The sequence below is a fragment of the Cyanobacterium aponinum PCC 10605 genome (assembly GCF_000317675.1).
In the GTDB taxonomy this organism is placed as follows: Bacteria; Cyanobacteriota; Cyanobacteriia; order Cyanobacteriales; family Cyanobacteriaceae; genus PCC-10605.
Genome location: NC_019776.1, coordinates 2064157 through 2090988, shown reverse-complemented (window position 1 = coordinate 2090988; position 26832 = coordinate 2064157). Strand labels below are relative to the sequence as shown.

Annotated in this window: 18 protein-coding genes; 7 read left to right on the top strand and 11 right to left on the bottom strand. The window is 34.7% G+C overall.

Annotated elements, in window-relative coordinates; genetic code table 11:
- Positions 1-53: 53 nt before the first annotated feature.
- Positions 54-524: a DNA phosphorothioation-associated protein 4 gene (locus CYAN10605_RS08685; RefSeq protein WP_015219570.1), complete on the bottom strand. Its 471-nt coding sequence runs from the start codon at positions 522-524 to the stop codon at positions 54-56.
- A 153-nt stretch (positions 525-677) separates the two neighbouring features.
- Positions 678-1550 (bottom strand): cell division protein FtsQ/DivIB, encoded by an 873-nt coding sequence (locus tag CYAN10605_RS08680; protein WP_241212753.1) that lies wholly within the window; start codon positions 1548-1550, stop codon positions 678-680.
- 412 nt (positions 1551-1962) lie between these two features.
- Here CYAN10605_RS08680 and CYAN10605_RS08675 point away from each other — a divergent pair, with 412 nt between their 5' ends.
- Positions 1963-3753 (top strand): putative bifunctional diguanylate cyclase/phosphodiesterase, encoded by a 1791-nt coding sequence (locus CYAN10605_RS08675; protein WP_015219568.1) that lies wholly within the window; start codon positions 1963-1965, stop codon positions 3751-3753.
- Positions 3754-3835: 82 nt separating this feature from the next.
- A complete protein-coding gene (locus tag CYAN10605_RS17820; RefSeq protein WP_015219567.1) occupies positions 3836-7192 on the top strand; it encodes an EAL domain-containing protein in 3357 nt (1118 codons plus the stop codon).
- Positions 7193-7414: 222 nt separating this feature from the next.
- On the opposite strand, the gene CYAN10605_RS08665 is transcribed toward CYAN10605_RS17820, so the two are convergent.
- Together CYAN10605_RS08665 and CYAN10605_RS17815 are read right to left on the bottom strand one after the other, a co-directional pair.
- On the bottom strand, positions 7415-8314 hold the full coding sequence (locus tag CYAN10605_RS08665) for an amino acid ABC transporter substrate-binding protein (RefSeq protein ID WP_015219566.1): 900 nt from the start codon (positions 8312-8314) through the stop codon (positions 7415-7417).
- A 206-nt stretch (positions 8315-8520) separates the two neighbouring features.
- Entirely contained in the window at positions 8521-9399 is an 879-nt protein-coding gene (locus CYAN10605_RS17815; RefSeq protein ID WP_015219565.1) for a DUF3747 domain-containing protein, read from the bottom strand.
- Positions 9400-10054: 655 nt separating this feature from the next.
- Between CYAN10605_RS17815 and CYAN10605_RS08655 the strand changes: the two genes are divergently transcribed.
- Both CYAN10605_RS08655 and CYAN10605_RS08650 read left to right on the top strand, forming a co-directional pair.
- Complete coding sequence (locus CYAN10605_RS08655; protein WP_370670894.1) at positions 10055-11674, top strand: iron uptake porin; 1620 nt, start codon at positions 10055-10057, stop codon at positions 11672-11674.
- A 217-nt stretch (positions 11675-11891) separates the two neighbouring features.
- Positions 11892-12617 (top strand): LuxR C-terminal-related transcriptional regulator, encoded by a 726-nt coding sequence (locus CYAN10605_RS08650; protein ID WP_015219563.1) that lies wholly within the window; start codon positions 11892-11894, stop codon positions 12615-12617.
- 180 nt (positions 12618-12797) lie between these two features.
- On the opposite strand, the gene CYAN10605_RS08645 is transcribed toward CYAN10605_RS08650, so the two are convergent.
- The 5 genes from CYAN10605_RS08645 to CYAN10605_RS08625 form a co-directional block, all read right to left on the bottom strand.
- A complete protein-coding gene (locus CYAN10605_RS08645) occupies positions 12798-14267 on the bottom strand; it encodes a TldD/PmbA family protein (RefSeq protein ID WP_015219562.1) in 1470 nt (489 codons plus the stop codon).
- Between the two features lie 775 nt (positions 14268-15042).
- A complete protein-coding gene (locus CYAN10605_RS08640; protein ID WP_015219561.1) occupies positions 15043-15315 on the bottom strand; it encodes a DUF3493 domain-containing protein in 273 nt (90 codons plus the stop codon).
- A 5-nt stretch (positions 15316-15320) separates the two neighbouring features.
- The gene (locus CYAN10605_RS08635; RefSeq protein ID WP_015219560.1) at positions 15321-15698 is read right to left on the bottom strand and encodes a DUF2358 domain-containing protein; all 378 of its coding nucleotides are present in this window, start codon (positions 15696-15698) and stop codon (positions 15321-15323) included.
- Between the two features lie 14 nt (positions 15699-15712).
- Positions 15713-16258, bottom strand: coding sequence for a hypothetical protein (locus CYAN10605_RS08630; RefSeq protein ID WP_015219559.1), 546 nt, complete (start codon positions 16256-16258; stop codon positions 15713-15715).
- A 103-nt stretch (positions 16259-16361) separates the two neighbouring features.
- Complete coding sequence (locus tag CYAN10605_RS08625) at positions 16362-17735, bottom strand: gluconeogenesis factor YvcK family protein (RefSeq protein ID WP_015219558.1); 1374 nt, start codon at positions 17733-17735, stop codon at positions 16362-16364.
- Between the two features lie 398 nt (positions 17736-18133).
- Between CYAN10605_RS08625 and CYAN10605_RS08620 the strand changes: the two genes are divergently transcribed.
- The 3 genes from CYAN10605_RS08620 to CYAN10605_RS08610 all read left to right on the top strand — a co-directional run bounded on the left by CYAN10605_RS08620 (position 18134) and on the right by CYAN10605_RS08610 (position 22667).
- Positions 18134-20380, top strand: coding sequence for an MASE1 domain-containing protein (locus CYAN10605_RS08620; RefSeq protein WP_206536248.1), 2247 nt, complete (start codon positions 18134-18136; stop codon positions 20378-20380).
- Between the two features lie 242 nt (positions 20381-20622).
- Positions 20623-22047 carry a dihydrolipoyl dehydrogenase gene (lpdA, locus tag CYAN10605_RS08615; RefSeq protein ID WP_015219556.1) on the top strand — a complete coding sequence of 475 codons (1425 nt, stop codon included), beginning with the start codon at positions 20623-20625 and terminating at the stop codon, positions 22045-22047.
- A gap of 116 nt (positions 22048-22163) precedes the next feature.
- Complete coding sequence (locus tag CYAN10605_RS08610; RefSeq protein ID WP_015219555.1) at positions 22164-22667, top strand: hypothetical protein; 504 nt, start codon at positions 22164-22166, stop codon at positions 22665-22667.
- A gap of 260 nt (positions 22668-22927) precedes the next feature.
- Here CYAN10605_RS08610 and CYAN10605_RS08605 read toward each other — a convergent pair whose 3' ends face one another.
- A complete protein-coding gene (locus tag CYAN10605_RS08605; protein WP_015219554.1) occupies positions 22928-24532 on the bottom strand; it encodes a mechanosensitive ion channel in 1605 nt (534 codons plus the stop codon).
- Positions 24533-26017: 1485 nt separating this feature from the next.
- On the bottom strand, positions 26018-26782 hold the full coding sequence (locus CYAN10605_RS08600; protein WP_041922462.1) for a MinD/ParA family ATP-binding protein: 765 nt from the start codon (positions 26780-26782) through the stop codon (positions 26018-26020).
- Between the last annotated feature and the right edge of the window lie 50 nt (positions 26783-26832).

The window sequence follows — 26832 nt, the reverse complement described above, 5'->3', positions numbered from 1 at the left end:
AAGCTCGAACAAATGTTATTCCACATCAAGCTAAAAATCGCTTTATTATCCTCCTATTTAATAAATTTTCTAAGGTCGAAATTCTTATTTTCCCCGTTTGAAAGACACTCTTTTTCTTGAGTAAGAATTAATAATATTCTCTCACTATAGTCAACTGCTCCTTTTAATTGTTGTTGTAATCTATCTAATCCGCCATTGGCATATTCTTCAAAAATTTTAATTCTGGCTTCTTCTTGATTCTCTTCATAGCTAGAAATAATATTTAAGTTGTGGGTGCTAGTAATGCCTAACAGTTTAAATAAAGATTCATAACCACGGGAGTTAAAAACCTCTATACTGATGGGGGAAGGTTCTTTTGCGATCGCACCTAAAGTCACAGAAAAATTATACCTTTTACCTAAAGCGGCGGCGAAAGCCATTAAATCCGCATAAGTAGAAAATACTCCTTGGGGATTATCAGGAGAGATTACTAAATTTTGGACTAAATCAGCTTTATCCTGAGATATTCTAACTCTATTAGACATAATTTTTATGAATTAAAAGGCAAAGTAACAAGGGCAAGGGACAAGGGGCAAAGGGCAAAGGTAAATAGTTGATAATTAATAACTTCTAACTCTTAACTCCTAACTCCGAAACCTGACACCTGACACCTCTTTCCTAACATCCCAAACAATAAATTAATTGCTATTTTTCTCCTCTTTCACTGGTTCTTTTTTACTAATGGAAGGAATTTCAGGGTCTGTTAAATCAATATAGATAATATCTTCTCGACGCACTTGGGCAGTAATAACTTTAAGTTTTTCTAATACCATTAGTTGTTGTGGAAATTTTTTCTGGGTATAAGCACCTAAGTATATTTTTCCTAAGTCCGTAAGTAGTACTAGGTTAGTAGGATTTTGCCAGTCAACGGTATTAATCTTGACAGTAGATTGAGTCAAAAACCCATATAATTCTTGCCAATAAGGAAGATAAGTCTGGGGCGCTCCAATTATTTTTAATGTCGGTAGTTGCTCTGGATTTTCTTTTAAATTGTGGTACACTTCATTAGAAACAAATACTCCATCTTCATCTAAATATCCGATAGTTTGAATTGTTAATTTATTGGTTTTTTCCTCTATTTCAGGAGCAAGTGCGATCGCAACTGGTTTTTTCTCTTCTAAAGAAATTTTTAAATGAGGGGGGAATAACTCTTTTTGAATAACAACATTGTTAACTGGTGCTAAAGTCTGTAAATTTTTGCCTAACTCTTGGGTGGATAGCTTCAATAAAGATTGAGGATACTGTAAAGGAATTAAACTACGCACCTCATCATCACTAAGTAAATTATTACCTTCAATATCTATCTGCTGACTATTCTTAATTACCCAATTAGGTAAAGTAATAAACCAAAACACTCCCCCTGTTAAAGATAAAATCATCAAAAAACGTACTACTGCAATAAAATCTCGCCATCTACGCTCTTTTTTTCTTTCTTCTCGGCGACTTCTAATGGTAGTAGTGGAAACAAAAGTTTGATTAGCCATTGATTTACCAATGATGGTTTCAACCACGATAATAAATAATTGACCCTATTCTAGTTAACAATGGACAATTCTTCACTATTTACTATTTACTATTTAACCTCAGTTCGATTTAAATATCCTATAAGGTCAGGTTGCAAGAGGGGGATGAGGGGATGAGGGAGAAGTAGGGGCGAATGGCCATTCGCCCCTACCGGAGTTCAGGGTTTTTAATTCTTAATTTTTAATTTTTAATTATCAACTATTAACTATTTACCTTTGTCCATTGCCTGTTGCCTATTATTGCCTGTTGCCTATTTAATAACGATTTAGACGGGTTCTAGCTTATCTGTTTTTATCAGTCTTAATATTTCCTTTATAATTAAATCTAGGTAAATTTATATTGAGAAATTAACAATAATTCTTTTACCTCACTAATTCTATATATTTCTAATTATTTACAATGATTTCTCGCCAACATTCTTCAGGTAATGTCATGGAAAATCCCATTTCTGCTATTTCATCTTCATCGACACAAAAATTATCTGACTTAGTAGGAAAAAATAGGTCAGAAGAAGTGACATTGTTGGCGGCGGCGGTTCATAGCGCTCATGATTCTATTGTAATTACAGATACACAACTAGATTATCCAGGACCAAGAATAGTATTTGTAAATAAGGCTTTCACGAAAATGACTGGGTATCAGGAGAGTGAAATTATAGGCAAAACTCCTCGTATTTTACAAGGACCAAATACAGATCGTACAATTTTTAGAGAATTAAAAAATAATTTAAGAAAGGGAAAAGTCTTTTTTGGAGAAGCAATCAACTATCGTAAGGATGGCACGGAATTTTATAATCAATGGCATATTGAACCTATTTATAATTCGGAAGGGAAATTAACTCATTATTTAGCTATTCAAAGAGATGTAACTGAAAAAAAAGAAGCGGAGAAAAAATTAATCTATGATGCTTTTCATGATTCTTTAACGGGTTTATACAATCGAGGTTGGTTTCTCAATGAATTACATAAAAGTTTGATCAAGGCAAATCAATGTCAAGATTCTATGTTTGCTCTTTTGTTTTTAGATTTGGATGGTTTTAAGTTAATTAATGATACTTTAGGGCATTCAGTGGGGGATGTTTTTTTACAAGAAGTAGCCCAAAGAATCAAAAAAAGTATTCGCCCTCAAGATAAATTAGCTCGTTTGGGGGGAGATGAGTTTACAATTATCATTGAGAACGTGAATGATTTAAGTATTGTTTCTAAAATTGCCGATCGCATCCAATTTAATCTACAGAAACCTTTAACTTTAGGCTCTCAAGAGGTATTTACGTCTTGCAGTATCGGAATTGCTTTAAGTAATTTGGGTTATGAAACTCAAGAGGAAATGTTAAGAGATGCAGACTTAGCTATGTATCGGGCGAAATCTTTGGGGAAGTCTCGCTCGGCAATTTTTAATAAAACCATGCACCAAGTGGCAGTTAAACGCTTAAATTTAGAAAATGATTTGCGTAAAGCCCTTGAAAGAGAACAATTAGAGCTTTTTTATCAACCAATAGTTTCGGTTAGTGAGCAAACCATAGTCGGCTTTGAGTCTTTATTGCGTTGGCATCATCCCGAAAAAGGTGCAATTTCTCCCGCCGAGTTTATTCCTTTAGCCGAAGAAACGGGTCTGATTATTGATATTGGTAAATGGGTACTAACAAAGGCTTGTGAGCAATCAAGAAAGTTTAATCAGTTAAATTCAAGTAATTCTTTATTTATGAATATTAACTTGTCTCCCCGTCAATTTAAACAGTCTGATTTAGTTGCGACAGTGGATGATATTCTACAAAAAACAAAATGCGATCGCCACTTAATTAAATTAGAAATTACCGAAAGTGCTATTTTAGGAAATAATAATACTGCAGATTTAATGTTAAAAGAATTAAAGGAATTAGGTGTAAAATTGTGTATTGATGACTTTGGTACAGGTTATTCGTCTCTCAGTCGCTTATATCAGTTTCCCATCGATATTTTGAAAGTTGATTCCTGTTTTATTCGTGCCATTGGAAAACATGAAAAAAAAGAAAAAATCCTTGCAAGTATAGTGAATTTAGCTCATAACTTAGATATGGAAGTAGTGGCGGAGGGAGTAGAAACAGAATTTCAACTAAACAAAGTTAAACAGTATCAATGTGAATATGTGCAAGGTTACTTATTTGGTCATCCCCAGTCAAGTCAAGACATTGAAAAACTCATTAGAAGTTAGTAACTCTTAGCTCAGATAACTTAATTCAAATAACTTATACTTAAAGATGGAAAGATTTTAATTATAATGGCTTTCTTTATCAATGAAATATTCAAGACTGTTATGGGGGTTTTTCGTCTTTCTTTGTCCAGTAAAAATATCGGAAGTTTTAGCACAAAATCCCAGTGAAACAGTTACCATTGGAATTTACGAAAATCAGCCAAAGGTTTTTTTTAATGAGGATAAGAAACCTTCTGGTTTTTGGGTGGATATTATTAATGAAATTGGTAAGCAAGAAAATTGGTCTATTAACTATATTCCCTGTGAATGGAGTCAGTGTTTAAGTTTAGTGGAGCAGGGCAAGTTAGATTTGATGTTAGATGTTGCCTATTCTCCAGAGCGCGATCGCATCTTTGATTTTAACCATGAAGTAGTTGTAGCTAGTTGGTCTCAGGTTTATGCTCGTAGAGGTCTTAAGTTAGAGACAATATTAGATTTAGACGGCAAAAAGGTAGGAGTTTTAAAAGATAGCATTCAACAAGAAGACATTAATCAATACATGAAATCCTTCGGTATTTCTTCTGAGCTGGTGGAAATAGATAGTTTTGAACAGATATTCGTACTTTTGGAAAAGGGAGATATTGATGCGGGAATTATCAATCATCTTTTCGGGAAAATTGCTCAAACTAAGTTTAATGTTGAAAAAACAAATATTTTATTAAATCCAGCCCGTTTACATTTTATCGTTAGAGATAAAGATCCGAAATCACTATTACCAAAATTGGATCGCCAATTAGAAAAATTAATAGACAATGCGGATTCTGTTTATTATCAAGCGAAACAAAAATGGTTAGAACCAGAGTCTAAATTTAGTTGGTTAACTGTTAAAAATGAAATAATAGATTTGGTTTTTTATCTACCTTTTATTGGTTTATTTTTTCTTCTACTTCGGAATTTTTCTCTCAAAAAAGAAGTTAATCACCGCATAGCTTTAGAAAAAAAGTTAAAGGATAGTCAACAAAGTTATGCCAGTCTGGCTTCTTCTTTACCTGTGGGAATTTTTCGGACTAATAATCAATTTCAATGTATTTATGTTAATCATCATTATACAACCCTAACGGGTATTTCCTTTAAGGATGCGATCGCAGATAAATGGAAAAATGCCTTTCACCCCGATGATAAAGAATCCATTTTAAGGTTATGGGAAAAGTCCATCAAAGAGAAAACTATATTTGAGATGGAATGCCGTTTTCAGCATCGTGATGGCAAAGTTGTTTGGGTTTATACTCAATCTTTACCAGAATATGACAGCGAAGGAAATTTAAAAGGTTATGTGGGAACTTTAACGGATATTAGCGATCGCAAATTAGCAGAGTTGGCACTCAAAGAAAGTGAACAAAGATTCCGCAACATGGCGAAAAATGTACCCGGGGCGATTTTCCGTTATATTTTATATCCCGACTATACTGATAAAGTTATTTATATGAGTGATGGATGTTATGAACTTTGGGAAATTAAAGCCGAAGAAATTACCGATAGTATTAAAATTCTTTGGAATTTGGTTCACCCAGAAGATATACCAGCTATGCAGGAATCTATACTCAAATCAGCACAAACATTACAACCTTGGTTTTGGCAATGGCGAATTACAACCCCTTCAGGTAAGAAAAAATGGTTAGAAGGCTTTGGCAGACCGACAAAACTAGATGATGATACGGTACTTTGGGATAGTTTGATTATGGATGTTAGTAATCGTAAACAAGCAGAAATAAATTTAGCTAAAAGTGAAGAACGTTTGCGCTTAGTCACAGAAAATATGAGTGACTTAATTTGTTTATTTAATGCCGAGAAAAAACTGATTTATGCAACTCCTTCTTGTGAGTCTTTATTGGGTTATACCGCAACGGAGTTAAAAGAAATAGATTTAGAAGCACTTTTTCACCCTGATGATCATAGCTATATTTATGATAATTGTTCTCTTTATTCCACCCATAGTGATGAAGATAGTCGAACTATTACCTATCGCATTCTTTCTAAATCCGGGGATTATATCTGGTTAGAAACCCTTAGCAAAAAAATCTATGATGACCAAGGAAATTTACTTTATATACAAACGACATCAAGGGATGTGAGCGATCGCATCTCTATGGAAGTACAATTAAAACATGATGCTCTCCATGATAAATTAACGGGATTACCTAATCGTAATTTATTAATCAAAAGACTTGATTTAGCTTTAAAAAGAAATCGTCGTTACGCTCAATCTAACTTTGCCCTTTTATTTTTTGATCTCGACAACTTTAAATTAGTGAATGATAGTTTAGGTCATTTAATTGGCGATGAATTATTATTACAAATTGGGACATTATTACAAACTTTTATTCGAGATACAGATATAGCCGCCCGTTTAGGAGGAGATGAATTTGTCATTCTCCTTGAAGATATAAAAGAAGTAGAACAAGCCGTAGTAGTTGCTAGAAGAATTTTAGACTCGATGCGATCGCCGTTTATGGTTTCTAACCGACAGGTATTTACGAACAGTAGCATTGGAATTGTCATTGGTAATCATAAACATAAAACACCTCAAGATGTTCTCAGAGACGCGGATATAGCGATGTATAGGGCAAAACACCAAGGAAAAGGGAAATATGCCATTTTTGACCCCCATATGCACCAACAAACTGTCCTCAGACTAAATTTGGAAAATAATTTAAGAAAGGCGTTAGAGGAAAATCAATTTGTACTTTATTATCAACCAATTATTAATTTAGATAAACTAACTACCGAAGGATTTGAAGTTTTAATTAGATGGCAACATCCCCAAGAAGGGATTGTATTTCCTTGCGATTTTATCAGTGTAATGGAGGAGATTGGTTTAATTAATGATTTGGGAGAGTGGATTTTTAAAACTGCCTGTCAACAATTATCTCAATGGCAAAATCAGTTTAATTTACCCTTAAAAATTAATATTAATCTTTCGGTGCAACAACTCACAGAATCTATTATTCCCTTACTCGACAAAATTCTCGATATTTACCCCATTCAACAAAATACATTAGTGTTGGAAATTACCGAAAGTATGTTGATTAAAGATTTTGAAGGCACTAATAATTTATTAAGCCAGATAAAACAAAGAAGCATTCAAATCAGTATTGATGATTTTGGTACAGGATACTCTTGTTTAGGATATTTACATCAATTATCCGTGGACGCTTTAAAAATAGATCGCAGTTTTATGAATTTTTCTTCTTCTAAAAACCACAATCAAGTAATTGTTAGCTCTATTTTAGCTTTAGCTCAATCTTTAGGAATACGCGCGATCGCAGAAGGTATTGAAACGGAAGAACAAAGACAATGGTTAATTAGCCAAAAGTGTAAACTAGGACAAGGATATTTGTTTTCACCCCCCATAGCAAAAGACAAAGCGACAGACTGGCTAAATTTTCAAAGACTTAATTAACCTCAGTTCGGTTTAAGAATATCGGATAAGGGTAGGTTTCAGGTTTCAGGTTGCAGGTGTTAGGGTGATGAGGGGATGAGGAGAGAGGGAGAAACAAGTAATGAGTTAGTTAGGGGCGAATGGCTATTCGCCCGTACAGGAGTTAGGGGTTTTTAATTCTTAATTCTTAATTCTTAATTCTCAACTATTCACTATTCATCTTTGCCCCTTGCCCTTTGACCTTTAATATCTTTCATCAATAATAATCCATTCATAACCATTGATAATTCCCTGAAAATAATCCGCCATTGTCTCAATAGGATAAGGTGTATTGCCATTTTGTCCAAACCATCGCTCATAAATATCGATCGCACTTGGAGTATCAGTAGTAACACCTTGCATAAATTTAACGATAGCCTTATTAACTAAACCACGCCATTGAGACTCATCTTCAGGAACAGTACAAGCATAAGACTCAATCATGTAGGGAAATTCAGGGACAATTTCATAATCTTGACCGTTATCACTTTGTTTTTTCAAAGCCTGTAGTAAAATTCCATCTCCTGCAAATCCGTCTAAATCGCCCTTCTGTAACATTGCCCACCCCTCTTCCTCACTTTTAACAGGAACAAGAGTTGCTGATGAAGCATATATTTTCATCGCTTTTTCATTAGTGGTATTAGGAATAACCCCAACTTTTGCACCGGTTAGATTATCACTGTTAGCAAAACCACTGCCTCGGTTAACAATCATCTGAGTGCCACTCGCAAAATAACTAACCGTAAAATCAACAAATTTTTCCCTTTCCCATGTTACGGTAGTCGAACCACATTCAATATCAATAGAACCATCTTGGATTTGCTCAAAACGATTACTGGGATTGATTCTCACAAATTCTAAGGTAACTGGTGTATTTAATTGCTTTTGAGCCTCTGCCTGTATTAACTCAAGAATATCAACAGAATACCCTACGGGTTTTCCCTGCTCATTACGAAAAGCAAAAGGGGGAGTATCATCTCGATAACCAGCACGAATCACCCCTGTTTCCTTTATTCTTTCCAAGACAGTACCAGCCAAGACAGGGCTTGAGCATAAGCCTAGACAAGTAAAAGCGACACCAATATTTAGTAATTTTTTCCACATGGACAGGTTTTAAATAATTAAAGAATGAATAATTTAATGATTAAAAGGCTATAAGCAACATTTTTATTTATGAGACTTCTGGTAAAAATTACGAATTTACCACCGTAAAACAGGCATCTTGCCTGTATTTCTGGAGATCTCTATTCTGCTAACATTTCGCCTCTTAATCTTATACCTAATTCCTAATTCCTCATTGTTGATAATTTCTAGTAGTTTCTCATTCTTTGAAAACGAGTTTGACCTAAATTATATCGGTTAGAAGAAGATTCTTCTCCGTCAATTCGGTCAATTTTTGTGGAATTGTTACTATTATCTTCAATTCTGTGATATTTTCCTGATTTATCAATTTCTTTACGAGGCTCTGCTTCAGGGGCAACAATTTCTTGTATTGTGCCTTGTTGTAATATTTCTTCCTCAGAAATCGGCTCTGTAGTGGATTCGATAGTATTTGGTTCAAGAATAGACTCAATATTATTTTGATCACTATTTTGATTTTGTTCCTCTAACATATTGGGAACTACATCTTGGGGTGCAGACGCAGAATTATAGCTAAAATAAACGTGACCTAGTATTTTCCCCTCATAGGTTCTTTTGGTAAAACGCCATCCGGGATTTAAAATAATTTTCATAGGAGATTCGCTGATTCCCTTTGCAGAGCCAATTACCACGGGAGGTTGACCCGGACTACGACGATTTAAGCCCATTAACAATAAATTTCCGTCTTTTTCCACTAGACTGAGAATATACTCTAAGCCGTAATCTTGACTGTCATAACGAATAGAATAACCGTTAGCGTCCGTGCTACGGCGACAATGTCCACTAAAATCAAAATTTAATAGTAATAGATCTACATTGACGGGATTTGCTCCTGTTTCATTCCAACATTGATTTTTACCCGGAATTTGTTCGATGACGATTAAATTATATTTATCTTCTCCGTAGGGTTGAGCTACCGCAATAAATTCTTCTTGAGGGACTTCTGTTTCCTGAAAAGTAACTGATTTTGCGGAGTTGATAGGTAGAAAACTAGCTAAGGCTGTTAAAGCGATAATTGAAAGTTTCCGAGAGACTAGGGATTTAAACATATTTATTACCAATAGATAGATATTTTGCTCACACTGAAAATATTGCCACAAGAAATAAAGATCAAGCAATAATCCTGACTAAAAAGGAATAAAGTAATTATCCTTTTCCTGATATGTTATCTGACTTGTTGTTTCTTAGTCATGTTCCTTCCATTTTTATTTTTGTTTTTATCATTTTTATTACAAAACTTTTTTAATAGGGCTAAAGCATTTAGTTAGTTTTTTAGCTCTCAACAAGTTGACTAATCAATATAATATAATGCCCTAAGTTAATTTGCCCTTGGTTTGATGGAGGATATTGGAAAAAAGAAACTTCTCGTTGTATTTCACAGGGAAAAGGAGGAAATTTTATTAATAACTAAACAATAGAAAATAATTATTTATTTATATTATTTTGTGAACAAATGTTCAAGAATTAAAGTGTAATAAGAAAATTTATTTTTATTTTATTTTTTTATATTTATTTAAAACTTAGATATAAGCCTAAAGGTCTGAAATTATTATTAGACAATCAATTGATTCAGAGGTAATAGTTTTTGCTTAAAAATATTTTTTCAAAATTATCCCCTATTTGGGTATTGAAAAATAAATAAATTCAAGTAATAATATACAAAATAAGGAAAAATGTAATCTTAAAAATTTTGTGTGTGAGGAATTGAAAATGAATAATCGTTTTTTTTCTACTCTCGTTTTAATGGGAGTAAGTGCGATCGCATTTTTTCCATCTCAAGTGAGAAGTAATCCTGTTAATAATGCAGATATTTTGCAACAGTTGGAAAACTATAATCAAGAAAACAGCAAAAAAAGCCAAAATCAAGTCACTTCGGTTTCACAATTAAGAGATGTATCACCCACAGACTGGGCATTTGAAGCCTTAAGAAGTTTGGTGGAGCGTTACGGTTGTATTGTCGGTTATCCCGATCGCACCTACCGAGGAAATAGAGCTTTAAGTCGCTACGAATTTGCCGCCGGTTTAAATGCTTGTATGCAACAAATGGAAAGGTTAATTGCTTCTAGTGAGTCAGTGTTAAGGGAAGATATAGAGAAATTAAAGCGTTTAATGAGCGAATTTGAAGCAGAATTAGCGGCTTTAGGGGCAAAAGTTGACAATTTAGAGGGTAGAGTAGCTTTCTTAGAGGATCATCAATTTTCTACTACCACTAAGCTAACAGGAGAAGTCGTAATCGGATTAGCTAGTATTTTTAATGGGCAGAAAAATAACGGTAGCGAAAATATTGAACAAGTACCAGTTTTAGGGAATCGTACCCGTTTAGAGTTCAACACCAGCTTTACAGGAAGAGATTTACTTTATACTCGTTTAGCCACTGGTAACTTCCCGGATTTTGCTGATACGGCAAATACTCCTCAAGCAACTCTTGCCTTTGCTCAACCCGATGATAATGATGTAGCGGTGGAAGTTTTAAACTACAATTTCCCGATCAGTGACAATGTTACTTTATGGTTAGAAGCCACTGGGGGTGCATTTGACGACTTTACCAATACCTTAAGTATTTTAGATGGAGATGGTGGCAGTGGTGCGTTATCTGTCTTTGGTACTCGTAACTTTGCTTACTACGAAGGAGAAGGGTCTGGTTTAGCCTTGGAGGGCAATTTTGGACAATTTGGTTGGAGTGTTGGATATTTAGCCTCTGACGCTTCTTCTCCTCAAAATGGAGAGGGATTGTTCAACGGTGCTTATGGGCTTTTAGGACAAGTGGGCTACTATCCAAATGATAATTTCGGTATTGCTTTTGCTTATGGACATGGATATAACACAAGTGCGATCGCAGCTAATAGCCGTAAATTTAGTGAAACCATTGCCCTTGCTAACGATGACATCAATACATCTCACAACACCTACTCTTTAACCATGTCATGGCAATTAGCCGAAAGTTTTGTTTTGGGTGCATGGGGTGGCTACTCAAAAGTTTCAAACCTAAACTCTTTTGATAACGGTTTATACACTGTAGGGCGAGGCACATCCGACTACTGGTATTGGGCGGCCACTCTTGGTTTTCCCGACTTATTTAAAGAGGGTAACTTAGGAGGTATTATCGTTGGTATGCAACCTTGGCAGTCAGAGAGTAATATCAGAGTTAATGGAGAAAGACTGAGAAATGATGATAATTCTTTCCATGTAGAGGCATTTTATCAATATGCTCTCAACGATAATATTAGTATCACCCCTGGGGTTGTTGTTGTGACCAATCCTGCTAATAATACTAATAACGATCCTTTAGTTATTGGTACGATTAGAACTACATTCACTTTCTAAAAGGTTTTAGGGTGTTTAGGGGATGAGGAGATGAGGGGAGAGGGAGAAACAAGTAATGAGTTAGTTAGGGGCGAATGGCCATTCGCCCGTACAGGAGTTAAGGGTTTTTAATTCTTAATTCTTAATTCTTAATTCTCAACTATTCACTATTCATCTTTGCCCTTTACCCTTTTTTAATCTTTTATTGCTATAATTGTTTTTTTCGTTGAGTGTGGCAATGGATAAGATCACCATCGTGTTAGTTGAAAGTCATGATCTAACGAGGATTGGATTAATTAACGCCCTTAAGGATTTTGCACATATAAAAGTCATTGGGGAAGCATCAAAAATTCAAGAAGGGTTTAATCTTATTCAAGAAAAAAATCCCGATATTGTTATTATTGATTTAGCTTTATTCAGTACTGAAGAAATTGAATTTATCCGTCAGTTGAAAAAATTTCATTCCTCAGAAGAGAAGCCACTCAAACTTATAGTTTTAATGATAGAGAGTGATGAAGATTCTGTTTTACAAGCCTTTGCCCTCGGTGCAGACTCTTACTGTTTAAAAAACGTTTCCATCGATAATTTACAACAGGCGATACAAGTTACCCACGAAGGAGATAGTTGGATTGAACCAGCGATCGCATCTATTATTTTAGAACAAGCAAAAAAAAGTTATCAGAAAAAAACAGAAGATTTAAACACAAAAGATATAGAAAAAATAGAAATAGAACCATTATCTCCAGAATCTCAGGAAATTATCGACAATTCATCCCTAACAGACCGAGAAATGGAAGTATTAGAGTTAATTGTTGCAGGAAAAAACAATGCAGAAATAGCAGAAGACTTATATATTTCCATCGGCACTGTGAAAACCCATGTTCGTAGTATTCTTGCTAAACTTTGTGTGTGCGATCGTACCCAAGCCGCCGTCCATGCTTTACGCTCTGGTTTAGTAAATTAACCTGAGTTCGGTTTAAGAATATTGGATAAGGGCAGGTTTCAGGTTGCAGGTGGCAGGTTTCAGATGAAATTAGTTCAGAGTTCAGGGTTACTTACTTTACTATTATTCACTATTGCCCTTCTCCCCTTTTAAGGGGAGACACAGAGGGGTTTCCCTAATGCCCTTTGCCCTCTAAAAAAACTATCTACCACCAACAGTGATAGAATCTACCTTAATATGAGGTTGCCCTACAGTGACATAAATACTCCCACTCACAGAACCGCAGAAACCTGCCGCTAAACCTAAATCTTGAGATGACATAGAGATTTTAGTCATAATTTCTTTCGCTTCACCAATCAGAGTAGCACCCTTTAATGGTTTGGTTATTTTGCCATTTTCGATTAGATAGGCTTCATCTACGCCGAAATTAAACTCTCCTGTGGGGCCAACACTGCCACCGCCCATTTTTTTGCAGTAAATACCCTTATCCACCGAAGCAAAAACTTCATCAAGGGTATATTCACCGGGAGCAATATAAGTATTGCGCATACGAGAAGCGGCGGGGAAGCTATAACTTTGTCTTCTACCACTCCCTGTACGAGGATGATTAGTACGAATTGAACCAGCACGATCTGCCAAAAAGTTCTTTAAAATGCCATTTTCAATTAAAAGAGTACGTTGAGGAGGCATTCCTTCATCATCCATATCAATACTACCAAATGCTTGTTCTGTTAAGCCTTCATCCCATGCGGTTAAATTTTCATGGGCTATTTTCTCTCCTTTTTTGTCCATGAAAGGAGTGCTTTTTCTTTCGATTTGAGTTGTTTCGAGAAGATGGCCACAGGCTTCATGGAAAATTACTCCACCAAATTGATTTGCCATGATTACAGGATATTGACCAGATTCCACATAATCGGCATAAAGCATTTTTCCAGCGGATTCTGCAACTTCTTCCGCTACTGTGTCATAATTCCAGTTTCTCAGAAAATCGGGGTTGCTGGTGTCTCCATCTCTTTTACCAATGGATGAGCGATGTTCTCCATCTGCACACAATAAATTATAGCCCACGGATTGGGTTAAACGAATATCACGGGCAAAAGTGCCATCACTAGAAGCAACCAAAACTTCTTGCCAGTCACGAAAATAAGCGGCACGGCGGGATTGTACATGATTTGCAATTTTGTTTAATTGATGATTGGCACTGAGGAGAATATCTCCCATCTCTTGCATATTGCTACAGTTACCTAACCATATATCTTTATTTTTGGCGGTAGCGTAATCTCTAAATATTTCTAAGTTAATTTCAGGAATAAAAGCTGTACCTTGGGGGATAGTTAAACCTAAAATGGAGAGGGCTTTTTCTAAGGCTTGTTTTAAGCCATTAAAGGTTAAATCATTGGTACTTACATAACAGTCTTGTTTGCCCCGAAATACCCGAACCCCTGCCCCTGTCGAAAGTCTAGGGGTAATACTGGTAATAATATCATCTTCTGCCAAGCAACTGATATAGTTAGCTTTTTCTAAGAAAAATTCGATAAAATCTGCACCAGATGCCCTGCCTATACCAAGAAGGGTTGAAAGGGGTTTTTCCCATGTTAAATCGAAGCGATCGCCTGTGGGATGATAAGATAAATTCGGGATTTCACGAGATATTAGTAAAGTTGGGGACATATTTTATAACTATTACTATAATTACTGTTGATTTTTTGCTTTATATCCTGTCTATTATAGTTACTAATTTTATGGACAAATATCCACTCAATTAGCTTTATAGACTTTAACGTCTAATGGCTTAACTACAAAGCTCACTATCGAGTCCTTAATCCTAAAAGATTAAACTTCTCGACTACTTTTGGTGGTTTTATTTCTAGCTAAAACTTTTACGTTGGTAGCTTAATAGTTAAGGAAAAATTAACTGAATCCTTACCAACAACCCCATAGTTTTAAGGTGAAATATTTAATTTTTAAGGTTCATTTAATCTTATTTATAACATATTTGACCATAAATTCGGTAAAATAATTTAATACGTCAAGTTTTTGTTTCTTCCGAATGCCTTAGTTGAAAGAATTTAGGGTTGCTAATTTTTAGATAACCTCAGTTCTGTTTCAGAATATCGGATAAGATTAGGTGTCAGGTTGCAGGTTTTAGGGGAATGAGGGGATGAGGGGAAGTTAAGTAAACACTTTTGCCTCTTTCCTACCAAACATCAACAATTTACATACTCAAAGTAATAGAGCTATTGATAATAACGAAAAATATTTGGTTCTTCTACAGTGGTTATAATAAATTAATAGAAAATAAATTTCATAACCTTTATTGAATAGTGTTTATAGTAAAACAAAAACTAAAAGTTTATAAATTATTCTTTAATAATCCCCTATTGCCTATTGCCTCTTGCCTACCCTAACTAATAATTTACATACTCAAAGTGATAGAGCCAATATTTTACTTTTTTTTGCGATCTTCCCAACGATAAAGAAAAACCATAATAGCAATTACTGTTATTTGTACAAATAAATTATAAATGTTATCACTAACGTTTTTTCCTGCTAATAATTGAGCGAAAAAGATAAAAGCTCCGATCGCACCTGATGCTCCTAAACCTAAATAAATAAACTTTCTTAAACCTTTATAAGGGGCTTGGGCTTCTGCTTTTAAATAGGCGTATTTTTCAGAGCTTAATTTATTATTTTTCTGATTATCAGAATTATTATTCATAAAAATTATTTAAAAATAAAATGTTGTTTAATCATATCAAAGAAAGAGCAATCCCAATAGTCATAATGACCAACAATGAGATCATCTTTCAATTTTAATTCACTTCTTCCTGACACAGAAATAAAAGGTTTCCACGGTAATGGACTATTCCAAGACATTGTCCAACGGGTATTAATTTGATTTTCTATTTGATTTATTTCATGTAATTCTAAGTTTAAATTACTAAACCATTTTCTTAAAAAAGCAATCATTTCCTGATATTTTTTTAGTCCATAAAAATCATAAACAGGATCTTTAAAATGGACATTTTCGGCATAAATTGCATAGGTTTGATCTTCAGGAAATTTTTGATAATCTTCTTTGATAATATCGATTAAATTCATTTTTTTATATTAATTTATACTAAATTAGAAAACTGTATTTGATAAATAGTCCAAATATCCACTAACCAGAGAAAAAAGGTAAAAAAGAACAAAAAAATATACATCCAAGGTTGTGCTAAAGGACGAATATCTGTCGTATCAATGTTGGTTTTATTCTGCACCTGTTGAACCATTTTGGCAAAACCAGCAATTCTCATCGGTAGTAAATAGGCTTTATCTCTATTTTTTGAGACAAAATAATAGACTAATCCTCCTTGCCCTGTAGTACGCATTTTCAGACTATCAATTTCTCTCCAAGATAAATGCCATCCCTTACGCCATAACCATTTTACCCATTGAGGATAGGTGACGGCTATACCCTCATTATCAACGATGACTCTTTCACTCAAAATAGCAAAAATTGCGATCGCACCTAAGCCAATGAGTAAGGAAAGTAACCAAATAGGGAAATTGAGAGAAGTTGTTTTGAGCAGAAAAGGCAAAGGAATTGTTAAGGCGAAATAAAGATTAAGAAGGGTTATTTTGATTAAAGGAGAAATAGGATAAATTGATGATTCCATAATAATTTTTTTATCGCATTTATTAAAATTATGAGGCTTAAGCCCCTTTTTGCATCTTGCTTACCCTCACTTAGATTAAGTTATGCGGGGCAGTGAGTCTAATTTATCGACGGGAAATATCCATTAAAAACTGCTTACTATTTTTCACAAACTTTGATTTAGGCATATTACTATACCAACGAAATAAAACTTTTCCTAATAATTGAGGATCATGGCGAACATAAGCACTATCTCGATTCTCACTCATGACATTTGCTTTAACAATTCTTCGACCCAATTTTTCCACCTCTTCCCGATCCAAATATACAGGATGACAATGTTTTTCTGCATACTTTCTCAAAGCCTCTGGAGAAGGTTGTCTTCCCTGCACTAAAACCGCATCAAATATTTTTTTCCCACACACTTTATCTATCGCTTTAATATGATCACTAACTGTATAACCATCGGTTTCTCCCTTTTGAGTCATTATATTACATACATAAATTTTAGGAGCAGAGCTATTCAAAATAGCTTCTCTAATTTCAGGTACTAATAAATTAGGAATAATACTTGTGTATAAACTACCGGGCCCTAAAATGATATATTCTGCCTGTTGAATTGCCTTAACTACCGCCGGGGTAGCAGGTGGATTAGTGGGATTACATCCTAGTTCAACTATTTTCCCTCCAGCATCAGGAATATTAGACTCTCCATAAATAACTCTGCCATCCTCTAATCTTGCCCACAAAGTGACATCTTCTAGGGTTGCCGGTAAAACTTTCCCCTGAATCGCTAATACCTTAGAACTTTTTGCGATCGCACCTTCTAAATCACCAGTAATATTAGTCATAGCGGTTAAAAATAAATTACCAAAACTATGACCATTTAATCCTTCCCCTGCGGTAAAACGATACTGGAATAACTCTGTCAATAATTTTTCTTCATCAGCCAATGCCGCCATACAATTGCGAATATCCCCGGGAGGTAAAATACCCATTTCTCGTCTAAGCCTTCCCGATGAACCCCCATCATCAGCAACCGTTACAATAGCGGTAATATTAGCACTATATTCTTTTAAACCCCGTAATAAAGTTGATAAACCAGTACCACCTCCAATAGCTACTATTTTTGTCCCCTTATTTAAACGACGATAATGCCAAAGCACATCGATTAATTCTTCATCTTTATCTGGTTTTAAAACCTCTGTAATTGAACCTAAAGTGCGAGTTTGCCCCCACAATAATAAAAATAAACCCAGAAACAAAACTAAGGGGCCAGAAATATGGCTAGGAATATAATTAGTAATTTGATCTAAAGTATTAAAAATAAACTCAAAAATGCGAAAAACAGGAGTTAAGTTACTCCAAATAGCTAATCCTAGGGCAATCATAAAAGCCCCAATAATGCTCGTAAGTAGCCAACGCTTCACAAAAATTCCGGGGGAAAGCCATTTAAAAAGATGATTGACTTTTTTTCGGTGTCGGGGTTTTTTTTCCATAATCTTTGAGGGATTTTCTGCAAAACAGGGATAGTAGTTTAATTAATCAAGATTATATCTGAATTCTCAAAAACAAATCGGGGTAAATATGGAAGGTTTCAGGTGTTACGGTGTTTGGGGGATGAGGAGATAAGGGGGGTTTGCCCTTTTCGCCATCATTCATAGATGAAAATTTATCCCGAACTCAGGTTACTTAGTTAATTTTACGTAGAATAATACGGAAAATACTTAAATTATTACAAGTTTATTCGCCATAATTGACATCTAGTCTAAAATAGAGACAGCAAAGGTGTATCTTTATATTTTTAATCTTTTTAATTAAATTACTTGTCACAAAACCCTTAATAATGCCTTCCCCCGATAATTTTTCATCTATTGAATCATCAGAGAATAGATTTTTGTCTCGGCAATCACTCCCCGCCGTTTGGAAATATATCACGGTTGCGATCGCATATTTTGTCACAGCAATACTTTCAGATTACTTTACTACTTATCCAGAAACAGGTTCAACTCCCATTTGGATTGCTGGAGGAGTAGGAGTAGGTTTAATCTGTATTTGGGGGGATTCTTTATGGTGGGCTTTATTAATAGGCATTTTAGGGGCAGAAATATTGATTTATCAAAGTTGGCTAGGTATTCCTGAGCTAATTTTAACTTTAACTATCACGGCAATTTCCACTTTAGGTAAGTTATTGGCTGTGTATTTAATACAATTATCCGTTGGTAGCTATCAATTTATTTGTCGTATAGAAAATACCATTAAGTTTATTGCCTATGGTTGTTTCTTGAGTCACTTACCTGTCGCTTTTCTCTGTGCTTTAATCATTTGCCTATTAGGAAAAGCACCTTGGGAATTATATTTTGATATAGCTTTAACTTGGTGGTTAAGTGATGCCTTCGGTATTTTGGTTTTTACCCCTTTAATTATTGCGTGGAATAATTATTTCTCAGGTTTTTTGGTGAAGGTTAATCGTTGTTATTGGCAAAGTGTCATCATTGTCGCTTTAACTATCATTATCATTTATTATGTTTCTATCGGTTACAACGTTGAATATTTACTTATACCTTTACTGGTGTGGACTGTTTTTAAGTTTCAGGAATTAGGTGGAACACTATTAACTTTAATTATTGCTATTACTTTAGGCGTAACAACTCTCAACGGTAATACTTCTTTTTCTCAAGATAATATTAGAGGTTCTTTACTTTTTTTACAATCTTTTATTGCTTGTATTGCCATTACAACTTTGGTTTTGAGTGCTGTATTAAATGAAAAAAATCAAACGGAAAAAGATTTAGCTCTAGCAAATGAAAACTTAAGAGCAAAGAATTTACAGTTAAAGGATTTAAGTAAACAACAAAGGGAAGATAGACGACAAAGGGAAAAAATTTTAGTCGAATATAATAAAGCCCTCAAAACTCAGTTAAACTTAGCAAAAGCCAAAGAAAAAGCAGAAATTGTCGCAAAAGCTAAAAGTGAGTTTCTCGCTAACATGAGCCATGAAATTCGCACTCCAATGAATGGGGTAATCGGTATGGCGCAACTATTATCTCTTACCCATCTGAATGAAGAGCAACAAACCTATGTCCATACTATTATCGATAGTGGGGAAACTTTGCTAACTATCATTAATGACATTCTTGATTTTTCTAAAATTGAATCAGGTAATTTACAATTAGAAGAACGTCCTTTTGCTTTTCGGGAAATCATTAAAACTATTATTAATTTACTTTCTCCCCAAGCAGAAAAAAATAATATCCGAATTTCTTGTTTTATTGCACCACAAATTCCCTCTAATTTATTGGGTGATAGCATTCGTTTCAGGCAAATACTGCTTAATTTAATGGGTAATAGTATTAAGTTTACTCACGTTGGTAGCATTAAGATTTATGCAGATATAAAAAATGTTTATAGTCAACAGGGATGGCAAGAATATGAAATAATGATCAGAGTGGAAGATACTGGAGTTGGCATAGAACGCGATCGCCTCTCTTATTTATTTCAACCATTTTCTCAAGCAGATAATTCAATTACCCGTAAGTATGGCGGTACAGGTTTAGGGTTAGCTATTAGTAAAACTTTGATCAACCTAATGGGGGGTACAATTTGGGTTGAAAGTAACGGTAATATCGGTGGTTTTCCCCCAGAAAACTGGTTTTATCATCGCCAAAAACAACCGGGATCAACATTTTATTTTACATTTCGGGCAAAAGAAGTTCTTAGATGTTATTTAACATCAAAAAAATCTTTTTGTATTATTGAGAATTTAGACAATATCAAACCGTCAAATCTCCAGATTCTTTTAGCTGAAGATAATCTTGTTAACCAAAAAGTGACTCTTTCCTTTCTAAAAAAATTGGGATATAGTGCAGACATTGCCAAAAACGGATTAGAAGTCTTAAACAAAATCGAAAACAAGACTTATGACATCATCTTAATGGATGTACAAATGCCCGAAATGGATGGTTTAACCACCACAAAAAAAATTAGAGAAATGTCCATCAAACAACCTTTTATTATCGCTTTAACTGCCAATGCTTTAGATCAAGATCAACAAATGTGCTTATTTGCAGGAATGAATGATTATATTCGTAAACCAGTGAAAATAAATGAACTTAATCAAGCTATTTTGAAAATTAAGAACTGACGTTACGCACTTATTCATGTGTTAAGTTAAGGGAGGTGTCAGGTTTCAGCTTTCAGGTATTAGGGTTTTAGAGGGAAATTTCTTTTTTATATTAACTCTGAACTCTGAACTCCGTTCACGACTGAAAAAAGTGTACGAGCGCAGCGAACTCTCTGAACTCTCATCCCCCTAATCCCCAAACTAAGGTATTATAAGGGTTATAGTTTATTTTTCTCAATTTCAGAAACAAAGTATAAAGTATTATGAGTAAATCCTTTAATTATGATTTAATTATTATAGGTGCTGGTGTCGGAGGTCATGGTGCCGCTTTACACGCTGTTAAATGCGGTTTGAAAACTGCCATTGTGGAAGCAGGAGACATGGGTGGTACTTGCGTTAATCGTGGCTGTATCCCTTCTAAAGCCCTTTTAGCCGCTTCTGGAAAAGTAAGAGAGTTAAGAGAAACTGAACATTTACAGTCTATGGGGGTTACTGTCGGCGGTGTTAGTTTTGATAGAGGTGCGATCGCATCTCATGCTAATGATTTAGTTAGTAAAATTCAATCAGATTTAACTAATAGCTTAAGCCGTTTGAAAGTAGATATTATCAGAGGTTGGGGTAAAGTAGCTGAATCTCAAAAAGTTATCGTTATCGGGGATGATGGTTCAGAGAAAGTCATCACAGCGAAAGATATTATGTTGTGTCCGGGTTCAGTGCCTTTTGTGCCTAGAGGGGTAGAAGTGGACGGAAAAACCGTTTATACTAGCGATCAAGCGGTAAAATTAGAGTCTTTGCCTCAGTGGATTGCTATTATCGGTAGTGGTTATATTGGTTTAGAATTTGCTGATGTTTACACTGCTTTAGGTTCAGAAATTACCATGATTGAAGCCATGGATCAATTAATGCCTACCTTTGATCCTGATATTGCTAAAATTGCTGAAAGAGTATTAATTAATAGCCGTGACATTGAAACCTACACAGGCGTATTTGCCACCAAAATTACCCCCGGAAATCCAGTAAAAATAGAATTAACAGACGCTAAAACCAAAGAAATAGTTGATGTATTGGAGGTTGACGCTTGTTTAGTAGCCACAGGGCGCATTCCTGCCACCAAAAACCTCGGTTTAGAAAATCTCGGCATTGAAACCGAAAGGGGCTTTATTCCCGTCAACGATAAAATGCAAGTGTTAAAAGATGGTAAAGTTGTACCCCATTTATGGGCAGTCGGTGACGCTAATGGTAAAATGATGTTAGCCCATGCCGCATCAGGACAGGGTATCATTGCTGTAGAAAATATGTGCGGTAGAGACAAAACCATTGATTATCGTAGTATTCCCGCCGCCGCTTTTACTCATCCCGAAATTAGCTATGTGGGCTTAAATGAGCCTCAAGCCAAGGAATTAGGCAAAAATTATGGTTTTGAGGTAGCCACCGCTAGAACCTACTTTAAGGGCAATTCTAAAGCCTTAGCAGAGAAAGAAACAGACGGGATCGCTAAAATTATTTTCCGCAAAGATACAGGGGAATTACTCGGAGTCCATATTATTGGTATTCACGCCTCGGATTTAATTCAAGAAGCGGCAAATGCGATCGCATCTCGTCAAACCGTTCATGAATTAGCCTTTAATGTTCATGCCCATCCTACCTTATCGGAGGTATTAGACGAGGCTTACAAACGGGCAAGTTAATTTTGAGTAAGGAGTAATGAGTAGGGGCGAACGGCCGTTTGCCCGTACATGAGTAAGGAGAATTAAATAAAATCTGAAACCTGACACCTCTCAATTGTTAATTATTAATTAAAAACATGAATTACTTAGTTGCTGTATTGTCCGATCGCATCCAAGCAGAAGATGCTTACACTGCGCTTGAAAAAGCGGGTATTCCCACAAAACAAATATCAATTTTAGGAAAAGGTTATAAAAGTGCCGATGAGTTTGGTTTAATTAAACCTGAAGATGAGGGGCGTAAAAATGCCATTAGAATGGCTTATTGGTTAGTGCCGTTTGGTTTTTTTGGTGGCTATACTTTTGATGCCATTACCAGTATTGATACCTTTGGTTGGGCTGGTGAACCTTTTAACCATATTATAGGTGGTTTTTTAGGTGCGATCGGTGGTGCTATGGGTAGTTTTTTTGTGGGGGGAAGTATCGGTTTAGCAGAGGGTAGTGGTGATGCTCTACCTTATCGTAATCGTCTTAATCAGGGTAAGTATTTAATCATTGTTGAAGGAGATCAAATGACCAAAAATCAGGCTACTAGAATTTTAAAAGTTTTTGAGCCTGAAAATTTACAGGGCTATCAAGGATGATTAAGGGGAAAAGGGCAAGGGGCAGGGGGCAAAGGTAAATAGCGAATAGTGAATAGTTGATAATTAAGAATTAAGAATTAAGAATTAAAAACCCTTAACTCCTGTACGGGCGAATGGCCATTCGCCCCTAACTAACTCATTACTTGTTTCTCCCTCTCCCCTCATCCCCTCATCCCCTCATCTCCCCATCTCCCTAACACCTGCAACCTGACACCTAACCTTATCGGATATTCTTAAATCGAACTGAGGTTACTAAACTACTACTTTTTAAAATTATTCACCCAATCCTCTAAAACCTTTCCTGCCACTTCTCTGCCTCCTAAACCAAAAGCAAGTGCGATCGCAACTGCAATACCACCAGTTAATAAGCCAAAAGCGAGATTAACAATATTTGGGGCAATGCCGATTCTTTCTAAAGCCATAGCTGAAACCATGACAATAATAGCAATACGAGCCGTTTGGGCAAGAAAATTCGACTGATTAGTGCCAGAGTTAGCAATTAATCTGAATACTAAATTGGCAAAGTATAAGCCAATGGCAAAAACCAATAACCCCGCTAAAATTTGTCCTGAAAGAACCAGAATAAAAGCCACAACGCTTCTAAGGGCATCTATTTCCAAAATGTCGACTGCTGTTAAAGATGCAACTAACATTACTGCCACTAAGACGATAACTCCCACAATTTGAGAAGGAGTTTGCTGGGTAGTTGTTTGGATATTATTCTCTACTTCTTCTGTTTCTTCTGCTTGAGGACTTTCTTGGGTTACTCCTAGCCAAATGAAAATATTATTGAATCCGACAGTAGTTAAAAGATTTGTAATTAATTCAGATAAATATTGCCCTGCGACATAAGCCAAACCAATAATTACGATCGCGGCAAAAAGTTTTGGTAATATATTTAATACCTGATTGAGCATTTCTGTGGCAGGAGTAGAAATGGCATCAATTTGCAAAGCATCAAGGGCAGTTATGGCAATAGGTATTAAGACTAATACATACACCACAGAACCAACTATTTGAGCCAAAGATTGACTATTTTCCTTTCTGCCTAAACCGAATTTTTCTCCGATTTGATTTATACCACTAGCCATTAACAGATTTGTTACAACCTTTTTAATGATTTGTGCAATTACCCAACCAATGGCCGCAATAATTATCGCCGCAAAAACATTGGGTAAAATGCCAACAATTTCATTAACTAACTCTTCTAAAGGACGTAAAGTTCCCTCTAACCTTAAAACACCTAAAAGAGCAGGTAAAAATAAAAGATAAATGAACCAGTAAAGGGCGTTACCAATTGTTTCGCTTAAAGCAATAGTTTCTGTTTCTGAATTTTCCCCTTGTATCTGTTGATTCAAACGTTTATCTACTTCTAGTTTGCCTAAAGCACTCACCACTAAAAGTTTAATCACTGTGGCTAATGCCCAAGCCAATGCAAGCAATAAAACTGCTCCCCCTATACGAGGCAAAAACTGAGTTATTTCCTGTAGTAAGGCATTTAAAGGTTGAGAAACAACTTCTAAATCTAAAGCGTTAAGAAAAGCAACAATAACGAATAAACTAATAATCCAACCGACTATTTCTCCAATCCATTGTTCAATCGGTAAAGAAGAAGGGTCTTCGCTATTAGTAATCCAAGCGGCAATTTTATTGTCGATTTCAGTTTTGTGTAACCATTTTTTTACTTGCCCTTTAAAAAGACTGGCAAAAATCAAACCTATTACCAGAATTAAAAGGGCTTTTGCTATGACAATCAGATTTTCTCCCAATGCCCCATCTAAGGAGAATGTGTTTATGGGGTTTTCAATCTGAGCGAGAATATTTACTGTCTTAAAAGACGGATTCAATAAAGAATTGTCAAACATTATTTTTACTATTTTTGATTCTTTACGTTTTTTCTATCTTACTTATATTTCATTTTTTATTCAAATTTCTTTTCTCTAATTTATTCTTAAATATTCCTCCAAAAAGTAAAAATTTTAATTAATATCCAATTCATATCCGATAAAAAAGAGCTTTTTTGAGTCAATTTGTCGATTTTAATTCAAGTTTCAAGAAAAAAGTAATATCTTTCTAGGATTATCAAAATTAGTTTTATAGATTATAAATATAAATTGCGTTAACAAAAAAATACGATTATTTAAACTATATTTATTCAGTTTAAACTAGAAAAATATAGCAAAATAAGTTTATAGAATTTATTAATTAATAAAATTTTATCAGTAAAAAATTAAGTTTTTAATAACTCTTTTCAATGAATTTAATACTATTTTTAGTAGATTAATATCACTTTTCCTCTTTTTTAATCTTTCTTTTCCCTCAAAAGTAAATAAATTACTATCACTAATAAATGATATTGAGTTAATTAATCATTGCTTAGAATTAGCTGAACAAATCAAAACCCTTTTCAACTAAAAGTTTTAAGTACAATAAAATCGGAAAAAAATGCAAAAAATAGTTTTTTGTCTCCAAAAAAACTGTATTAAATTATTTCACCGAATTTATGGTCAAATATGTTGTAAATAAGATTAAATGAACCTTAAAAATTAAATATTTCACCTTAAAACTATGGGGTTGTTGGTAAGGATTCAGTTAATTTTTCCTTAACTATTGGGCTACCAACGTAAAAGTTTTAGCTAGAAATAAAACCACCAAAAGTAGTCGAGAAGTTTAATCTTTTAGGATTAAGGACTCGATAGTGAGCTTTGTAGTTAAGCCATTAGACGTTAAAGTCTATAAAGCTAATTGAGTGGATATTTGTCCATAAAATTAGTAACTATTTCTAGCTAATCCGAATCAAGATAATTGAGGCTGTTCTACAGTAGTTAACTTGAGTTCTGGATAAATTATCGATGAGTGATGGCAAAAAGAGCAAGGGGCAAGGGGCAAAGGTAAATAGTTGATAATTAAGAATTAAGAATTAAGAATTAAAAACCTCTAATTCATTACTCATCACTCCCTCTTAAACAAAGATTTTAGAATGAAATAGCCCTGCCTTAAAAAGCGAGATACAGAGGGGTTTCCCAAATCCGCTACCGAAAATAATAATTTACACGATGACAAGTAATAGAGCCATAATTGATACAAAATAACAATTTATGAAAAATTAGTTATTGCCGTTCGAGTCTTTGATTTATAAATATTTTGAACTGTTGTCCGTTAGCTATTCTCCGTTGCTTACCCTCGGTCTGAGATCTTGCACCAGTACACTAATACTAGAAAACGAAACCTTTAAAATCAATTTTAATAATTTTTTTATCAATTTTTATTACTTTCCCCTGTTTTCTACCTTCACCAGTCCATTTTTGGCTACAAGATCTGAGTCAGTGACACCAGTTTTTCGTCAACCTCTATTTAATCATTACTGTTTTGGCAATTTCCTTAATGGTTTCTGTAATGGGGTGGTCTTCATATTTCAACGAAAAAATACCATTACTAGCAAGTCTGATGACATCTTTTGATTCTGGCAAAATTCCCACTACAGGAAGACCATAGGTACTTTCTATTTGTTCTGACATTTTCATGAAGTTATATGCCGCTAATGCCTTGTTAATAATTAAAAATATTTGGGGTACTTTGAGTTTTTGTGCAACTTCCACCGTTACCGCAGTTCCCTGAAAGTCTTGTTTATCGGGACGCAAAACCACAAACACAATATCAGAAAATGTGAGAGATAAAAGAGTTTCTTCGTTTAAGCCGGGGTGAGTGTCAATAAATAAATAGTCTAGTTTTAATTTGTCCACTAGGCTTTGAAAACCATCAAATAACAACTCAATGTCAAATCCTTCTCTGAGAATACGAGAAATATCATTGATTTTCATACTGGAAGGAAGTAGATATATCTTGCTATCTTTATGGGCATTTTCTTGTAAAACATGGGTTACATCACAAGCGACTTTTTCTATGGGACATTGACCCCAAAGAAAATCATTAAGAGTATATTCTAGTTTTTTCTCATTGACACCGAAAAGAATATGAACCCCCGGAGATTGAATATCAGTATCTACTATTCCGACTCTATTTCCCTGACTTGCGACAATACTGGCAATATTAGCAGTGAGATTTGATTTTCCGGTACCACCTCTGTAGGAATGAATTGAAATTATTTTAGCCATAAAAAAATCCTCTTGAAAATCTTTTTTTATCTTAATCAACAAAATAAATA